Source organism: Belnapia rosea, from assembly GCF_900101615.1.
Lineage (GTDB): Bacteria > Pseudomonadota > Alphaproteobacteria > Acetobacterales > Acetobacteraceae > Belnapia > Belnapia rosea.
Genome location: NZ_FMZX01000017.1, coordinates 32,266 through 48,208 on the forward strand (window position 1 = coordinate 32,266; position 15,943 = coordinate 48,208).

At 67.2% G+C, this 15,943-nt stretch carries 15 protein-coding genes; 5 read left to right on the forward strand and 10 right to left on the reverse strand.

Features of this window, described 5'->3' with window-relative positions; translation table 11 throughout:
• Nucleotides 1–24 precede the first annotated feature (24 nt).
• Nucleotides 25–921 carry an NAD(P)-dependent oxidoreductase gene (locus BLR02_RS21230; protein ID WP_090664569.1) on the forward strand — a complete coding sequence of 299 codons (897 nt, stop codon included), beginning with the start codon at nucleotides 25–27 and terminating at the stop codon, nucleotides 919–921.
• A 6-nt stretch (nucleotides 922–927) separates the two neighbouring features.
• Nucleotides 928–1,167 carry a DUF2188 domain-containing protein gene (locus BLR02_RS21235; protein ID WP_090664570.1) on the forward strand — a complete coding sequence of 80 codons (240 nt, stop codon included), beginning with the start codon at nucleotides 928–930 and terminating at the stop codon, nucleotides 1,165–1,167.
• Between the two features lie 17 nt (nucleotides 1,168–1,184).
• Here BLR02_RS21235 and BLR02_RS21240 read toward each other — a convergent pair whose 3' ends face one another.
• The 6 genes from BLR02_RS21240 to BLR02_RS21265 form a co-directional block, all read right to left on the reverse strand.
• Nucleotides 1,185–2,015, reverse strand: a complete 831-nt coding sequence (locus tag BLR02_RS21240) for a class I SAM-dependent methyltransferase (RefSeq protein ID WP_090664613.1) — start codon at nucleotides 2,013–2,015, stop codon at nucleotides 1,185–1,187.
• Nucleotides 2,016–2,115: 100 nt separating this feature from the next.
• Complete coding sequence (locus BLR02_RS21245) at nucleotides 2,116–3,042, reverse strand: glycosyltransferase family 9 protein (protein ID WP_090664571.1); 927 nt, start codon at nucleotides 3,040–3,042, stop codon at nucleotides 2,116–2,118.
• Nucleotides 3,039–4,154: a glycosyltransferase family 4 protein gene (locus BLR02_RS21250; protein ID WP_090664572.1), complete on the reverse strand. Its 1,116-nt coding sequence runs from the start codon at nucleotides 4,152–4,154 to the stop codon at nucleotides 3,039–3,041. Before BLR02_RS21250 ends, BLR02_RS21245 begins: the two co-directional genes overlap by 4 nt.
• Nucleotides 4,151–5,200, reverse strand: a complete 1,050-nt coding sequence (locus BLR02_RS21255; RefSeq protein ID WP_090565011.1) for an Ldh family oxidoreductase — start codon at nucleotides 5,198–5,200, stop codon at nucleotides 4,151–4,153. Before BLR02_RS21255 ends, BLR02_RS21250 begins: the two co-directional genes overlap by 4 nt.
• A 276-nt stretch (nucleotides 5,201–5,476) precedes the next feature.
• A complete protein-coding gene (locus BLR02_RS21260) occupies nucleotides 5,477–6,031 on the reverse strand; it encodes a DUF1003 domain-containing protein (RefSeq protein WP_090565013.1) in 555 nt (184 codons plus the stop codon).
• A 314-nt stretch (nucleotides 6,032–6,345) separates the two neighbouring features.
• Nucleotides 6,346–6,999 carry a hydrolase gene (locus BLR02_RS21265; protein ID WP_090664573.1) on the reverse strand — a complete coding sequence of 218 codons (654 nt, stop codon included), beginning with the start codon at nucleotides 6,997–6,999 and terminating at the stop codon, nucleotides 6,346–6,348.
• A gap of 153 nt (nucleotides 7,000–7,152) precedes the next feature.
• Here BLR02_RS21265 and BLR02_RS21270 point away from each other — a divergent pair, with 153 nt between their 5' ends.
• Entirely contained in the window at nucleotides 7,153–8,118 is a 966-nt protein-coding gene (locus tag BLR02_RS21270) for a LysR family transcriptional regulator (protein ID WP_090664574.1), read from the forward strand.
• Between the two features lie 155 nt (nucleotides 8,119–8,273).
• On the opposite strand, the gene BLR02_RS21275 is transcribed toward BLR02_RS21270, so the two are convergent.
• Nucleotides 8,274–9,737: an amidase gene (locus BLR02_RS21275; RefSeq protein ID WP_245704888.1), complete on the reverse strand. Its 1,464-nt coding sequence runs from the start codon at nucleotides 9,735–9,737 to the stop codon at nucleotides 8,274–8,276.
• Nucleotides 9,738–9,861: 124 nt separating this feature from the next.
• Entirely contained in the window at nucleotides 9,862–10,479 is a 618-nt protein-coding gene (locus BLR02_RS21280) for a TetR/AcrR family transcriptional regulator (protein WP_090664576.1), read from the reverse strand.
• 158 nt (nucleotides 10,480–10,637) lie between these two features.
• Here BLR02_RS21280 and BLR02_RS21285 point away from each other — a divergent pair, with 158 nt between their 5' ends.
• Nucleotides 10,638–11,399 (forward strand): SDR family NAD(P)-dependent oxidoreductase, encoded by a 762-nt coding sequence (locus tag BLR02_RS21285; protein WP_090664577.1) that lies wholly within the window; start codon nucleotides 10,638–10,640, stop codon nucleotides 11,397–11,399.
• Between the two features lie 414 nt (nucleotides 11,400–11,813).
• On the opposite strand, the gene BLR02_RS21290 is transcribed toward BLR02_RS21285, so the two are convergent.
• Both BLR02_RS21290 and BLR02_RS21295 read right to left on the reverse strand, forming a co-directional pair.
• Nucleotides 11,814–14,270, reverse strand: a complete 2,457-nt coding sequence (locus BLR02_RS21290; RefSeq protein ID WP_176849723.1) for a P-loop NTPase — start codon at nucleotides 14,268–14,270, stop codon at nucleotides 11,814–11,816.
• A 351-nt stretch (nucleotides 14,271–14,621) separates the two neighbouring features.
• The gene (locus BLR02_RS21295) at nucleotides 14,622–15,221 is read right to left on the reverse strand and encodes a TetR/AcrR family transcriptional regulator (RefSeq protein ID WP_218128018.1); all 600 of its coding nucleotides are present in this window, start codon (nucleotides 15,219–15,221) and stop codon (nucleotides 14,622–14,624) included.
• 102 nt (nucleotides 15,222–15,323) lie between these two features.
• Between BLR02_RS21295 and BLR02_RS21300 the strand changes: the two genes are divergently transcribed.
• Nucleotides 15,324–15,941: an NAD(P)H-dependent oxidoreductase gene (locus BLR02_RS21300; RefSeq protein ID WP_090664580.1), complete on the forward strand. Its 618-nt coding sequence runs from the start codon at nucleotides 15,324–15,326 to the stop codon at nucleotides 15,939–15,941.
• Nucleotides 15,942–15,943 lie beyond the last annotated feature (2 nt).

Consider the following 15,943-nt stretch of genomic DNA (forward strand, 5'->3'; position numbering starts at 1 on the left):
GCGACCAAGGGAAGGAACGGTGCGATGGAAAGCCCGGCGGATATCGGTTTCCTCGGTCTTGGCCAGATGGGGGCGCCCATGGCGGAGCGGCTGCTCGGGCCGGATGTGCGGCTGCATGTCTTCGACCTCCGGCCGGAGGCGGTGGCCGGCTTCGCCGCGCGCGGGGCGATCGGCTGCACCAGCGCGCGGGCGGTGGCGGATGCCGCGGCGATCGTCTTCGCCTGCCTGCCGAATGGCAGGGTCAGCGAGGCGGTGGCGGCGGAGGTCGCCGAAGGGCAGGCGGTGCGGCTCTATGCCGAGATGTCCACCATCGGCCGCACTACGGTGGAGGGTATCGCGGCGCGGCTCGAGGCGCGCGGCATCGCCATGGTGGATGCGCCGATCAGCGGGGGCCCAGGCGGGGCGCGGGCGGGGACGCTCGCCATGCTGGCGGCCGGCGCGCCGGAGGCGGTGGCGCGGCTGCGCCCCTGGCAGGAGCGGATCGGCCGCCAGGTCTTCGTCATCGGCGAGCGGCCGGGCCAGGCGCAGGTGATGAAGCTGGTCAACAACATGGTCTTCGCCGCCACCATGGTCGCCACTCTGGAGGGGCTCTCGATGGGGGCGAAGGCCGGGCTCGATGGCGACACCATGCTGGCGATGCTGAATGCCGGCACCGGCCGCAGCATGGTGTCCGAGCGGGTGGTGGAGGAGGTGCTGTCGCGCCGCTTCGGCTTCGGCGCGGCGATCGCCGTGGTGGACAAGGACGTGCAGCTCGGCCTCGCCGAGGCCTCCGCCCTCGGCGTGCCGATGTGGGGCATCGAGCAGGCCGCGCGGGTCTGGCGCTTTGCGACAAGCCAGGGCATGGGCGGCGAGGATATCGCGGCATTGGCCCGGCTGATGGAAGGCTGGGCCGGGGCCGAGATCAGGCGGCAGGAGGGGTGAAGGCGGATGGCGAAGATCCACTACAAGATCGTCCAGCATGATGGCGGCTGGGCCTACAAGCTGGGCGACGTGTTCTCGGAATCCTTTCCGAGCCACGACGCGGCCGTCGCGGCGGCGAAGCGGGTGGCGCAGGAGCAGCACGTGCCGGGCAACGCGGCCTATATCGAGTACCAGGACGAGAAGGGCGCCTGGCACACCGAGTACTCGGCCGGCGACGACCGGCCGGATGCGGATGTGACGGGGTGAGCGAGGCCGAGCGCCGGTCAGCTGGCTGACCGGGCTTCGTCCCGACGGGTGGCCGTGATCACATGGGCCCTGATCCGGCCGGCGATCGGCCCGGCGCCGTATCGCCCGGCGATCGCGGCGGCGGCGGCCTCGGTCGCCGCCGCCAGGGCCCCTGCGCCATGGGCCTCGATCTCGTTCCGCATGGGTGTGCCCTGGCAGAAGCCGATGGCCACCGCGAGCGCACTGGGCGCAGCACTCTCCCGCGCCAGGCTTGCCACGCCCGTCGCGCCGAAGCCTGCGGCGCGGAGCTGCGTCTCAAGGGCCGCGGCGTCATGGTGCCCGTGGGGCGTACGCGCCAGGAACATCGGCGGGTCCCGCGGGAAGAGTGCCGCGACCGCCCTCACCACCAGATCCGCGAATTCGTTCTCCTCGATGCGGTCCCAGACGCTGAACAGGAATCGCCCGCCCGGCCTGAGCACGCGGAATGCCTCGGCGAATGCGCGCGGCCTGTCGGGGAAGAACATCACGCCGAACTGGCACACCACCGCGTCGAACATGCCATCGGGGAAGGGCAGCGCCTGGGCATCCGCCTGCCGCCAGGTGACCCGCTCGGATGGGAGCTGGCTCGATGCATGGTCGAGCATGGGCTGGTTGAGGTCGGTGGCGACGATGGACACATCCGGGGGCAGCGCAGCCGCCAGGGCGCGCGTGACCACGCCGGTTCCTGCTGCGGTCTCGAGCAGGCGGCCGGTTCGCAGCTCCGCCAGCCTGGCCACCAGATCATCCGCATAGGGCGAGAAGATCATCGGCCCGAGATACTGGTCGTACAAGGCGGGGATGGAGCCCCGGAAGACCCTGTCGGCGTCCATGTCGGCAGCCTCCTGCGCATGTGGCCCGGCGCTGGCCGGGAGCATACGGCAGACAGGGCCGCGGGCTCCTCCGTTCACCGCGAACTGACCGGCGAGGAACCTAGGCCACGCCCAGCCCGCCCAGCGCCGCCCGCACCTCCGCCACCTCCAGGTCGGCGAGGCGGGCATGGCGCAGCACGGCGACGGCGCGGCCGCGTGGGGCGCAGAGGGCCGGGTCGCTCTCCGGGCCGAACAGCACCAGGGTCGGGCAGCCGGCGGCGGCGGCGAGATGCGCAGGGCCGGTGTCGTTGCCGACCGCGAAGGCGGCGCGGCGCGTCACGGCGGCGAGCGCGCTCAGGCTGGTGCGGCCGGTGAGGTCGATCGCCCCGTCCGGCCTGGCGGCGGCGATGGTGGCGGCGAAGGGCGCCTCGGCCGGGCCACCGGCCACCGCCACGGGCAGGTCGAGCCCGGCGGCCAGCGCGGCGAAGCGCTCGGCCGGCCAGCGCTTGCCGGGGCGGCCGGGCGAGGCGCCGGGGATCAGCAGCGCGAAGCGCTCCGGCAGGCCGAGGCCGCCGACATCCTCCTCCAGCCAGTCGAGTGGCGGGGGCGGGAAGGTCGTGATGCCGGCCATCTCCAATTGCTCGCGCTGCCGCTCGGCGGTGTGCATGCGGTCGCGGCCAGGGTTGGCATGGGGGTGGCTGGCGCCGGGGGCGATGCCGGACCAGTCGGGACGGCGCCCGACCAGCCACCGGTAGCGGGAGGAGCGCGTGGAGGTCTGCAGGTCGTAGACCCGATCGAAGCGGGCCGCGCGCAGCCGCCGGGCGAGGCGCCAGAGGGCTGGAAGGTCGGTCCAGGCCGGGCGGCCATCCGCCCAGATGCGGTCGAACCAGGGGCTGCGGCGGAGCAGCCCGGCATAGGGCGGCGTGGTCAGCAGGGTGATCTCGGCGCCCGGATGATGGGCGCGGATGGCGGCGAAGGGGCCGAAGGCCTGCACCACGTCGCCGAGCGCGGCGAGCTTGATGACCAGGATCCGGCCGCCGCTGCTCACGCCAGCTCCTCATAGATGGCGAGGGTGGCGGCCTGCATGGCGGCGGTGGTGTAGGTCTTCAGCACATGGGCCCGCGCCGCCTCGCCGATCTCGGCCCGGCGGGCGGCGGGCAGGCCGAGCGCATAGGCGATGGCGCGGGCGAGGTTCACCGGGTCGCCCGGCGGGACGCGCCAGCCGGTGCGGTTCTGCAGCACCGTCTCGCGCGGGCCGCCCAGATCGGCGGCGATCACCGGCCGGGCCATGGCCTGGGCCTCGATCACGGTGCGGCCGAAGGCCTCGGGCTCGGTCGAGCAATGCAGGACGAGGTCCGCCAGCAGCAGCGCCGCCGGCATGTCCTCCACATGGCCGACGAGGCGCAGCCGCTCGCCGAGGCCGAGCCGCGCGGCCTTGGCCTCCAGCACGCGACGGTAGCGCGGGCCCTCGCCGACCAGCACGCCGACGTACCCGTCCGGGAGCTGCGCCATGGCCTCGAGCAGCACGCCCTGGCCTTTCCAGCGGGTCAGCCGGCCGGGGAGCATGACCACCGGCCGTCCCTCGGGCAGGCGCCATTCGGCGCGAAGGGCGGCGAGGCGCGCCGGCGGGATCAGCGCCGGGTCGAAGCGGCGCGGATCGACACCACGGGGGATGGTACGGATGCGGGCGGCATCGGTGCCGTGCCGCTCGCGGATATGGGCGGCGATGAAGTGGCTGATGGCGATGACGCGCTCGCCGCGCGCCATGACCGAGTTGTAGAAGCGCTTGCCGGGCAGGCCCTCGTTGTAGGTGCCGTGATAGGTGGTGACGAGATGCACGCCCGTCCGCCGCGCCGCCAGGAAGGCCGACCAGGCGGGCGCGCGGGAGCGGGCATGGATGATGCCGACCCGCTCCTTCTCCACCAGCCGGGCCAGGGCGCCCGCATTGCGGAGGATGCCGAAGGGCGACTTGGTGCGGAGCGGCAGGGTGACGTGGCAGGCCCCGAGCCGCTCCAGCGGGCCGACCAGCGGACCACCGGCCGAGGCGACCAGGGCGCGGCCGCCGGCGGCGATGATGGCCTCGGCGATCTCGAGCGTGCCGCGCTCCACCCCGCCGGCGACGAGGCTCGGCAGCACCTGCAGGACGGTCGGTGCGCTCACGCGGCGATGGGCGCCGGCATCGGCAGGCCGGCGGCGGCGGCGCGGGCGGCGAGCGCGGGCGGGATGGAAGGATGCAACGCGACGCCCTCGGCCAGGGCCGCGGCCCGGCGCTGCCAGGCGCGCTCGCCGGGCAGGCGCGGAGGGGCGCCGCCCGTGACCGGCGGGTTGGTGCGCACCGCCTCGGCGATCCAGCCGGATTCCCGGAGGAAGCCCTCGGCGCCGCCGAAGCGGGCCGGGTCGATCACCAGCACCAGAACATTGGCGCCCCAGCCGCCCGGCGCCTCGGCGCGGCCGGCGCCGGCGAGGCCCGAGGTCAGCGCCTCGACCAGCAGGCCGAGGCCGAAGCCCTTGTGCCCGGCGGCCATGCCGCCGAGCGGCAGCAGGGTGCCGCCCTGGAAGAAGGCCTCCGGGTCGTCCGTCGGCTGGCCCTCCGGCGTCAGCAGGGCGTCGAAGGGGAAACGGGTGCCCTCGGCGCGGCGGCGGGCGGTCATGCCGTTGGTGGTGATGGACATCGAGATGTCGATCATCACCGGACCGCCCGGCCCGGGCCAGCCGGCGGCGAGCGGGTTCGGGGTGATGATCCGCCGCGTGCCGCCCCAGGGGGCGACGGAGGCGGTGGCGGGGTCGGAGGACCAGATCTGCGCGACGAAGCCGCGCCCGACCAGGCGCGGGAGATAGGCGGCGAGGCAGGCGATGTGGTGGGCGCGGCGGATGGCCACGGCGGCGAGGCCGAATTGCCCGGCGCGCTCCGCGGCGAGGTCTCCGGCGCGGCGGACCAGCCAGGGGCCGGGCAGCTTGCCGCCGTCCCAGGTCTCGACCACCGGCGTGCCGGAGAGGACCGTGGGTTCCCCCCTGCCCTGCATGTCGCCGCTGGCGAGGCCGTCGAGATAGGGCGGCAGCAGGGCGAGGCCATGGGTGTCATGGCCCATCAGGTCGCCCTCGACCAGGACCTCCGCCACCACGGCGGCCTTCTCGGTCTCCATGCCCCCGGCGCGGCAGAGGGCGGCGGCGAGTTGGGTGAGGTCGGCGGCGGCGTAACGGGTCATCGGGGCCTCGGCGCGGCGGCGGGGTGGTGTTCCTCGGGCCGGGCGTGGGTTTCGTCAAGCGGAAGCGGGGCGGCCCGGGCAGGACTGGCCGCTTCAAACCGGATCAAATTCTCAGCGGCTGCCCGCATCAACACATTGATTTGTCACAATAATTTCTCGGGATTTGAAGGTTTGAGCGATTGAGGCGGGGGCTGCCGCAGCGGGTGCGGTCGGGGGCTTGGCTTTTTTTCCTATACGGAATTCCCGAGTTCCGGGCAAGCCGATCCTCGCGGCCGCCTATTCCTTGCGCTGCTGCGCCTCGATCTCGTCGAGCACCGCCTCGGGTGCCACATCATGCTGGATGTCCTCGATTTCAGGCCGGCTGCGCGGCTTGATGCCGAGATGGTCGGTGATGTCCGCCAGCATCTCGGCCAGCTTGGTCACCTCATGCTCCGCCAGCATGCTGATCTGCAGGTCGAGATCGGCCCGCTTGGCCGCGGCGGCGGCCATCCGATTCTGGCTGATGAGTACGAAGGTCGAGAGGAAGATCGCCTCGACCGAGGCCTCCATCGCCAGGATGACGAAGGAGGGGTCGAAGCGCGGCACGCCCGGCACGAGGCCGAGATTGACCAGGATCCAGGCGCCGTAGAGGGCCAGGTGCAGGTAGACGAAGCGCATGCTGCCGGTGAAGGCGGTGATCGCCTCGGCGACGCGTTCCTGGCGCGTGGCGGCCGCGGCCTCCTGCCGGCGGCGGTCCTCCAGGGCCTGGATGTTGCGCCGGAGCGAGGCGCTCAGGCTGGCGGGGCGCGGCGGCGGGACGGTGGGTGTCGCTGGCAGGGAATTGGGGGACATTCGGGCGTCCAGGGTGCAGTGCTGTGCAGGGGCGGGCGCCCCTCCTGCCCTGCTAAACCACAGGGGCAGGGCCGGTTTCCTGCCCTGAATGGCAACAAGCGGCTCCGGCTGAATGCCCTTCAGGCCGGAGGCGCCATGGACGCCGGACCCGGATGACTGAAGCTTCGATGCCCCGTTCGCGGAGGTCGGACGCCAACAGCCTGGACGCCCCGTCCAGCCATCCCGTGATGGCGGGAATGGGGATGACGATGCCCGGATGCTCAGCTCGCCTGGGAGCGCGCATCACTCGCGCGTCCCGTCATCCCCTGCATGCTTCAGCCCGCGGCGCTCGGCACCGGCGTGTTGAGCAGCTGCTGCTCCCACAGGTAGGCGATGCCGCTGCCACCGGCATGCTGCGTGATCACCTCCGTCAGCGCGACGGCTTGCTCAGTCCGTGCCCAGTCGCGCTGCCATTCGGCCGCCAGCGCCAGCCAGGTCATCACGTTGGCGCCTGCGGCGATCATGCGCTTGATGGCGACCTCATGGGCCTCGACGGAGACGCCGCCGGACGCATCGGTGATCACCGTGACATCCCAGCCTTCGCCAAGCGCCTGGATCGTCGGCATCGCGACGCAGACCTCGGTCCACAATCCGGCGATGACCAGCTGCTTGCGGCCCGTCGCCTTGACGGCATCCACGACCTTCCGGTCTTCCCAGGTATTGATGAACGTCCGGTCGATCACCTCCTGGCCGGGGAAGACATCGGTGATCTGCGGGAAGAGGAGGCCGCCTCGTGCGGCGAGCACGGATGTCAGGATGGTCGGGACATCGAAGACCTTGGCGGCCTTCGCCAGCCCGGCCGTGTTGTTGATTACCATCTGCGGTTCGTGGCTGTTCACGTTCGCAAGCTGATAGGGCTGATGATCGATCAGAACGAGTACGGAGTCCTCGGGACGAAGAAGCGAAGCAAGGCCATTGCGAATGGTCATGAGTACATCCTCAGCCGCTGTGGTGAACAAGGTGATTTCGCGGAGAGACATGCGCCGGCTGCGGCGGTGTCCAGGACGGAGATTGTCGTTCCTGTTTGCGACGCGGTAGCCTTGGGTGATGTGAAGCTGTGTCGCGCATCGGGGAACGCCAACTTGGACATCGAAGATCTGCGGACCTTTGTGGCGGTTGCCGATGCCGGGGGCGTTTCGCCCGCTGCCCGGCGGCTCGGTGTCTCCAAGTCGATCGTCAGCCGGAGTCTTGCCCGGCTTGAAGCGGAACTTGGCATCCAGCTTCTTGCGCGAACCACCCGCGGCGCCGCGCTGACAGAAGCCGGAAGCACGTTTCGGGAGCATGCAGCCAAGGCATGCGCCGAGATCGACCTGGCCAGGGAGACGATCCTGCCCGCCGGCCATCTTTGCGGCCGCTTACGAGTTGCCGTGCCGCTTACCTTCGGGCCGACTCACCTCGCCCCCGTCCTTGCCGACATGGCACGACGGCACCCGCAACTCCACATCCATACATCCTACACCGACCGCTTCGTTGACCTCATCGCAGAGGGCTTCGATTGCGCGATCCGAATTGGCTACCTCCCGGATTCCAACCTGATTGCAAGACGCGTTGGGCCGATCCTTGGCCAGCTTGTAGCAAGCCCCGACTACATCAAAGCGCATGGTTCCCCTGAGACGCCAGATGAGCTCCTCGCTCATCAGGCACTCATGCAAGGGACCGAAGCGTGGCAGTTCATGGATGGCGACAAGATCATCACGGTTCGCCCGCAGGGGCGCTTCAAGGCTGACAATGGCACTGCTCTTGCCGCCGCCGCGCTGGCAGGTCTTGGTATCGCCTGGATCCCGGACGGGATCACCGACGAGTACCGGGCCTCTGGCAGGCTTGTTCCGGTCATGACACGATACCCGCCGCCTCCGGCGGGCGTGTACGTGATCCGCCCGCCCAGCCCCCTTCCGTCACGAAAAATACGGGTCCTCACCGATTTGCTCATCGGGTGCTTCAATCAGGCCGCAAGCCCTGACGGTGCAGGTTCCAGGACTGGGACGGAGCGTAGCTCCGTGCTCTCGCCGCGGATGGGGAGGCGGACGCGCTCGAGGATGGACCCGTAGGGACCGCGCCATGTCAATGCAGGCTTGCGGGCCTCGATAACGGTGGTGAGCTTACGTCCGCTGTCGGGCAGCCCAAGGCAGCCCGCGGATGACCGGCACGAACGCGAAGCGGACACCGCAGCGATGGCCGCTAACCATCCATTCTAAGCCGCGCCTCAACCCACCGTCACATGCACGCCCGGCCGGCGCCCGCCATTCCACTGCCCGCCGATCGCCCGCTCGACCTGCGCCGCGAGTTGCAGCAGCAGCCCGTCATCCGCCTGCTTCGCCTGGGCCTGGATGCCGAGCGGCAGGCCGTTCTCCTGCACGCCGAGGGGCATCGACAGGCCCGGGATGCCGCAGAGGTTGGCGAGCGGCGTATAGGCGAAGTTGCGCCAGAGATTGCCGAACCAGTCGAGCACGTCCGGATTGTCGGAGATGGTCAGGTATTCCGTCGTGCCGAGGCGTGGCGTCGGCAGGGCGGTGATCGGGGTGAGGATGATGTCCCACGCCTCGAAGAAGGCGCCGAAGGCGCGGGAGGTGGTGTTGAAGGCCGCCTGCATCCGCGCCCGCTCCGTGTAGGAGGTGTCGAGGCCGGCCTCCCAGATGCGGATGTTCATCGGCTCGACCAGCTCCGCCGGCGGCCGGGAGAGGCCGAGGGGGGCGATGAGGTTGGCCACGGTCTGGGCGAAGTTGGAGATGTAGCAGGTGGTCTGCGCGGCGAAGGCGGCGCGGAAATCGACCGCCGGCAAGGCCCAGTCCACATGGTGGCCGAGGCTTTCCAGCAGGCGGCCGGCGCGTTCCAGCTCGGCTGCGAAGTGGGGTGTGGCGCGGTAGTCGCCCCATTCGTGGGAGAGGGCGATGCGCAGGGGCCGCGGGTCGCGCTGGATCAGCGCCGCATAGGGCTCGGGCGCGGTCCAATAGGGCATGAACTCGCCGGGGGCGCCGCCGCGGCAATGGTCGAGGAAGGCGGCCGTGTCGCGCACCGTGCGGCTCTGGCAGCCCTGGGTGGAGACGAGGCTGCTGATGTCGGAGGCATAGGGCGCGGTCGAGAGCACGCCGCGCGAGGGTTTCAGGCCAAGGTTGCCGCAGGCGCCGGCCGGGATGCGGATGGAGCCGCCGCCATCCGTCGCATGGCTCAGCGGCAGGACGCCGGCGGCCAGCATCGCCCCGCAGCCGGCCGACGACCCGTTGGTGGTGTAGCCAAGGTCCCAGGGGTTGCGGGTGACATAGACCTCCGGGTTCTCGGCCGAGGAGCAGCAGCCGAATTCCGGCGTCGTCGTGCGGCCGATGATGTTGAGGCCGGCGGCACGGATGCGGGTGGTGAGATAGCTGTCCGCCGCCGGACGGTTCCCGCGCATGAGGCGGGAGCCCATCTCCTGCAGCCTGCCGCGGATGGTGGGGCCGAGATCCTTCATCAGCCAGGGCACGCCGGCGAAGGGGCCGCCGAGATTGGTGCCGTCGGTCGCCGGCTCGGCCACCGCATCCTCGAAGACCTCGACGACGGCGGAGAGGGTGGGGTTGAGGCGGGCGATGCCCGCGGCGGCCTGGGCGGCGAGCTCGGTGGCGGTCAGCTCGCCGCCGCGGACGAGGGCGGCGAGGCCCATGGCGTCCTGTTTCGCCCACTCATCCCAGCTCATGCTCAATGTCATCGTCGGTGCCTTGGCTCGAAGTCTCGTGCCGAGGGTAGAGCAAAGGCCGGGCCAGGGCGACGCGGAGGGGTGTGGGGAAGCGGCTGGGGAAGGTCGGCCGGCTGGTCCTGGCTCAGGAACCGGGAGCGGCGGGCTGATCGGGGCGGGCCTCCGCTGGCCACCCGGCCAGGGCCTGCTCGGCCACCGCTTCGAGAACCTCGCGGCGGAAACCCGCCTTGGCCTGCACGGCCAGGCCGTGTGCCACCGCCATGACATAGGCGGCGAGGGTCGCGCAGTCGGCCGTGCCGGGAAGGTCGCCCTCCGCCTTCGCCCTCTCGAACCGCTCGCGCAGCGCGGCCTCGCCGGTGGCGCGGTACTGGATCAGGGCCTGGCGGATGGGTTCGGCATCGTCCGAGCCCGCCACGGCGCCGTGGACGCCGAAGCAGCCCGTGCGGTCGGGATAGCGCGTGGTGAGCTCGACCGCGCCGCGCAGGAAATGCGCGGCGACCTGGCGCGCCGTGGGCTGCCCAAGCGCCTCCGGGACGTAGCCGACGTACCGCTCGTCGTAACGGGCCAGGGCGCGGCGGAAGAGCGCCTCCTTGTTGCCGAAGGCGGAGTAGAGCGCGGGCCTCTCGACGCCGGTCGCCTCGGTCAGGTCAGCGTAGGAGGCGCCCTCGTAGCCCTTCCGCCAGAAGACACCCAGCGCCGCGTCGAGGGCTGTCTCGACGCAGAATTCGCGATGGCGGCCCATCACCTCGCCCCGGCCATTTTCATAATGAGCATTACTAAACCCCTTGACGCCTCCCTGTCCAATTTCATACCAAGCGTTATCGTAATCGGTGTTACGATATTGGGGCGAGGTCGCCCCATCGGTCAGGCAGCGCCTGACCGCCCATTGAAAGGGTCCTCATGTCGAAGGTTTTCAAAGGCAAGGTCGTGCTGATCACCGGCGGCTCGCGCGGCCTCGGTGCCGCAACGGCGGACGCCTTCGCCGCGCAGGGGGCGGATGTCGCGATCAGCTACGCCGCCTCGGCCGACAAGGCGGAGGCGGTCGTGGCGAGGCTGAGGGCGAAGGGGGCGCGCGCGATCGCCATCAGGAGCGACCAGGCCGACCTGTCCTCCGCCAGGCCCCTGATCGATGCGGTGATCGCCGAGTTCGGCAGGCTCGACATCCTGGTGAACAACGCCGGCATCGCGGTCCAGGGCCAGCTCGTGGATGATCCCGAGCTGGACTGGGACAAGTACAATCGCCAGTGGCAGGTCAATGTCCTGGGCACGATCGCCAACACGCGTGCGGCAGCGCGGAGGCTGAGCGATGGCGGCCGGATCGTCTTCATCGGCTCGCTCCTCGGCTCCGCCATTCCCTTCCCGGGCGTCGCCGACTATGCCGGGACGAAATGGGCGCTCGCGGGATATGCGAAGGGCATCGCGCGCGACCTCGGCCCGCGCAACATCACCGTGAATGTCGTGCAGCCCGGCATCATGCCGACCGACATGGCCTCCGACGTCGCCGGCGAGCTGCCGGACCGTGAGGCCATCCTGGACATGCACCCGATCCGCCGCATCGCGACCCTCGAGGAGGTGGCGGAGACCGTCTGCTTCCTCGCCGGACCCTCTGCGGGCTACATCAGCGGCGAGACCATCAATGTCGCCGGTGGCCTCGCGATCTGAGGCCCAAGGGTCAGGCTAGCCGATAGGCGTTGACGCAGTCCGCAGGGCCGCAATCGGGAGACAGCGGTTGCGGCCCTCTGGTGCCTCCTGATCCGGACCCTTGGATGCGGTGACGGGCGCCGCCCCGTCGGCGGCCTGGAAGGCGCGGAAGCCTCAACGGTGGCTCAACATGGATGGTCCGGCTAGAGCGGAAGTCCAATGAGCGAGGGCTGCTTCCGACCCGGAGCAGACTCTCGCCACTACGGCGCCAAGGACCAGAATCGTAAGTAGCTGCCAGACCCGTTTTGGGGATACCCGATGGAAAACGGGCGCAAGCTTTCCCTTCGTAGTTAAGTAATATGGACCGGAGCTGAGAGGGTTGGCGCATGGCTACGCCTTCGGAGCCCACTGCTTCTGGGAGTGCTTCTTTCAACCTTAATTTGTGCGCTGCCCCCGCTTGGCGCGCGAACCGACGCGGGGCTGCGCCTTAGGGTTTTCCTCAAACTTTGGGAGGGAGCCCTGATACCACCGGCCAGTACTTATGTAGTGGAGAAGTCTTTCCCGAGCAACCTGTAGGGGTTTTGCTGCATTGAAGCGAACGATTTTCTCCAACTCTCTATAATATTGTGTCGCTAACTCCTTAGCCTTTTCGTTTTTATTATGTTTAATCATCGCCCCAACGTATTTCTCGCTCAGAGTCACAATCGGATATTGATCCCAGTCTAAAGCAGCGTACGCGAGTTGTCCCTCAAGTGTCTTGACGGCATCACCGATCAATTTTTCCGTTACAGAATCATAGTACGGGCGTTTAGCTGCGACTTTTAGTTGAAGATCGGCATAGGCGTGCACCGCATACGGATTATCTGAATAAGCCCTAATCGATTTGTTCAATATAGAAAGCGCCTCCTCGTCCCGCCCAATCGAGACGAGGTATTGGCCGTATTGAAGCCAAAAATGCCCGTCTAACTGGAACTCGACTTCGAACTCCTCATAAATTGCTCGCCCTTCTTCTTTTGCATGACGTCGGCGAGCAAGCTCGGAAGTGAAGTTGTGATTCAAAAGAAATTTGAACAATAGTGAATCCAAACGCGACACGCTCTTTACGACAGGTATTTTGTACTTTGTGTAAGTTCGCAGAACTTCTATTATTGAAGCTATGATAACATTGATATCACAGACATTCTCAATTATGTGGCGGACGTAGAGTTCATGTCGTGCCCACAGACGACCGCCGCTGTCCTTGGAAACGATACCTTCAAGTGCCAAGAGACATTGTTCGAAATTTCTTTTAGTGAAAATTCGCTCGTAGGCAGCCTTCGCTTCGCTCTCTTTGATTCCAGAGCGCGCGAGGGTGGAAAGCCCAACAATAATCGCGAGATACCGACAGTCATCATCGGGAAGACCAAGAAATTCTTTAGTTATGACATCGCTGAACCGTTCAGAAGCGGTCGTCTCTCGCAAAGCAATTAAAAGCTGACTTTTTGAGGAACGCAATTTTTCCAGTTTCTCCGGCTGTGACAGCTTAAGAAAATCTGGTGCTGGAACATAATCGACAAGTCTTTCGACCAGTGGCTCGAAGTCGTTAGGCCCAAATCGTTCGTATACGAATGTCTTTGTGAAGGTTTCGATTCGCCGCTCAATATGGTCGCGCCACTCTCCCGACCTTGCGCTGGTCACGATAGTGATCCGTCCAGGATCGATGCCAAGCACGTCTTCGGCGAATGAATCTCCAAAAATAAAAGCGTCCCTGATATAAAGAACCACATGCTCTGTCTTATGCAAGCGGGAGATGAGTTGGAGCGCGGCACGGAGCGATCTGATATCGCTTCTTAGCTCGTAAATGATAGATCCTTCATTCTCACGCGAGAACCGGAGCAGGCACTGCATAAGCGCGGTTGTTTTGCCGCTGCCTGCCTGTCCGTGGCACACGAAGCATCGCTCGCGGTCACGGATTGCGTCTGTCATGGCTCGAAGTAAGCTTTCGGTCCGCTGAAGCCAGACCGGAATATTAGTCGATACAAGACGCCATGTGGGCGCTGTTCCCTCAAGGAAGCTCCGCGCTTCGCGTCGACGGGTAGAACCTCCGAGCTTGTCTCCCTCTCCTTGCGCGGAACGCCAATCACGGAGGACGATATATTTCGCCGCATCCAAGTCGGCTGCACTGACGGTCGTGTTGCTGACGAGCTTGGCCCCAAAGGCATTGTTCTCCCGCAAAACATCGATGGGTGTGATGGCTCCGCCAATTTTGGCCTCGAGCCAAGCAACAAAGTCTTCGAGCGTGGCCTGGATCACGCAGATGTTGCGCGTGTTGAAGCTGGACAGCTGAACTTCCGTAAATGTGTCCGGCGTCACTAAGAAGGCAAGTCCTAAGCCAGGGGCAGAAGGGGGGCGGGCTCTGTCCAGTTCAGCAGACAAAATTGGCTCGTTCAATCGGCTGCCAATGAAGACCGGGGTATGTAGAACGCAATCGGCCGCGAGCTCGCGGTACCAATCGTGTTCGTTACGATTTAGTCTTGCATTGTAATCTGCTTGGCTAAAAATAAAGCCGTGCTCCGGCTTCTGCGATTCGCCATGAAGATGCACAATCTGAAGATATTCGTGGCCCTCTCGGGCTGACACTTTGTCAGCGAGACCATTGAAGTATCTTCGGCGCTGAACTGCATGCGCAGTATTAGAAAGAGCGTCATCGATGTTCCAAGTGTAGATCCTGTGCCAAGTGTAGTTGAGCAGGCGCTGAAGCTCGGCCGAGGGACTGACCCGCGTGTACTCGTCACGGAGCACCTGAATGAACTGCGCGTGGCTCAACCGCGGCCCCACCACAGCCGAGATGACCTCGGGCAGTTCGTCTTCGGCGTAGGAAAGGCCTACCTTGACGGCCAGCAGTTCAGCCAACGAACGTCCTTGACGGACCTTGTCGCCTCTGACGTTCGTCGAGGTGGCGGATGCGCCAGCACCTAAGGCGAGGACAACCTTCCCCTCGCGCATAGCCGTCAGAAGTAGACGTTCATTCTCGGGAGCTATTTCGATCATTGCAGTCCTCTTAAAAGAAGAGTAACCCTACGGTTAAATTTTTACGAGGGATGTTTTATCGCTCAGGCTTGCAGGGCGGCCCTCCCCCGGATCCTCCTCAAAGGAATTTCGCAAAGCGGATGCGTTACAGAGCAGACGCACCCACATCCGGACGGAACGACTGGTTTCCACTCATCTCTGCTATTCCTGATTGAGCTTAAAGCCTCGCGCGCATCATGGGCGGCCCGGCCGTCCGCCTTCCACCATGGAGAGGATGATGCGGCGCAGCTCCCTCACCGCCTCGTCCTGCGATATCTCGCCGCGGGCCGCGGCGTCGGATAGCGCGTCCGCCGCGCCCAGCGTGGCCCAAAGGGTGGCCGGTGCGAGGCTGCCGCCCTTGGTGAAGGGTTCCAGGATGGCGCGGCACTTGGCGATGAAGCCTGCCTGGTAGCCCCGCTTGAACGCATCCATCTCCGGCGCGCCGACGAGCGCGGCCGCGACACCGGGGATCTCCTGGCCCTGCGTCAGGACGCATCCGATATAGGCCGAGGCGATGACCTCCGCCCTCGCCGCCAGGGTGGGGCCGCAGGCCGCCAGCGCGGCATCCATGATCGCGGTCTGGCGCGCGTCGTAGTCGCGGTAGAGCGCGACCAGAAGGCCGTTACGCGTCTCGAAATGGTCGTAGACCACAGGCTTGGTCACGCCGGCCTGCTCGGCGAGGCGCCCGAGGGTCAGGGCGTCCGTCCCCTCATCCCGCACCAGGCGCCGGGCGGTGTCGATCAACTGGGCGTGCCGGTCCTCACGGGACAGGCGGCGGCGGGCAGGCGGAGGCATCGGCTTGGCACCGGGCATGCTTGACAAACAACCTACCAAAGGTAACTTACCAAAAGTATATAACGCTCGCGCGTCCGAGCCAACCAGCCAGGAGGCCACGCCATGCATGCCCTCGTCGTCACGTCGCATCCCAGCGCCGCGTCCTTCACCCATGCGGTCGCACGGCAGGTGATCGCAGGCCTCGATGCCCATCCAGGCCATACCAGCGAGATGGCCGATCTCACAGCCGAGGGCTTCGACCCGCGCTTCACGGCCACGGACCTCGCGCTGTTCGAGCGCCGCGGCGCGGCCGATGCCAGCGTCCTCGCCGAACAGCAGAGGATCGACCGGGCCGACCTGCTGGTGCTGGTCTACCCGGTCTATTGGTGGTCCATGCCCGGGCTGCTGAAAGGGTGGATCGACCGCGTCTTCACCCAGGGCTGGGCCTATGACGAGGGGCCGGACGGCGCCACGGTGAAGCTGCTCGGCCGCCTGGCGGTGCAGCTCGTCGGCATCGGCGGCGCCGACCAGGGGACCTATGCGCGCCATGGCTATGCCGATGCCATGCGGACGCAGATCGACCACGGGATCTTCGGCTATTGCGGCGCGCCGGTGGTGGGGTCCGACTTCCTGCTGCATCCCGATGCGCCATCCCGGGAGCGGGCGCTGCGCCAGGCCTTGGACATCGGGGCTGGACTGGCCGCAAGGGCACCGCATTGGCACGCCTCACCCGCCGCCTGAGG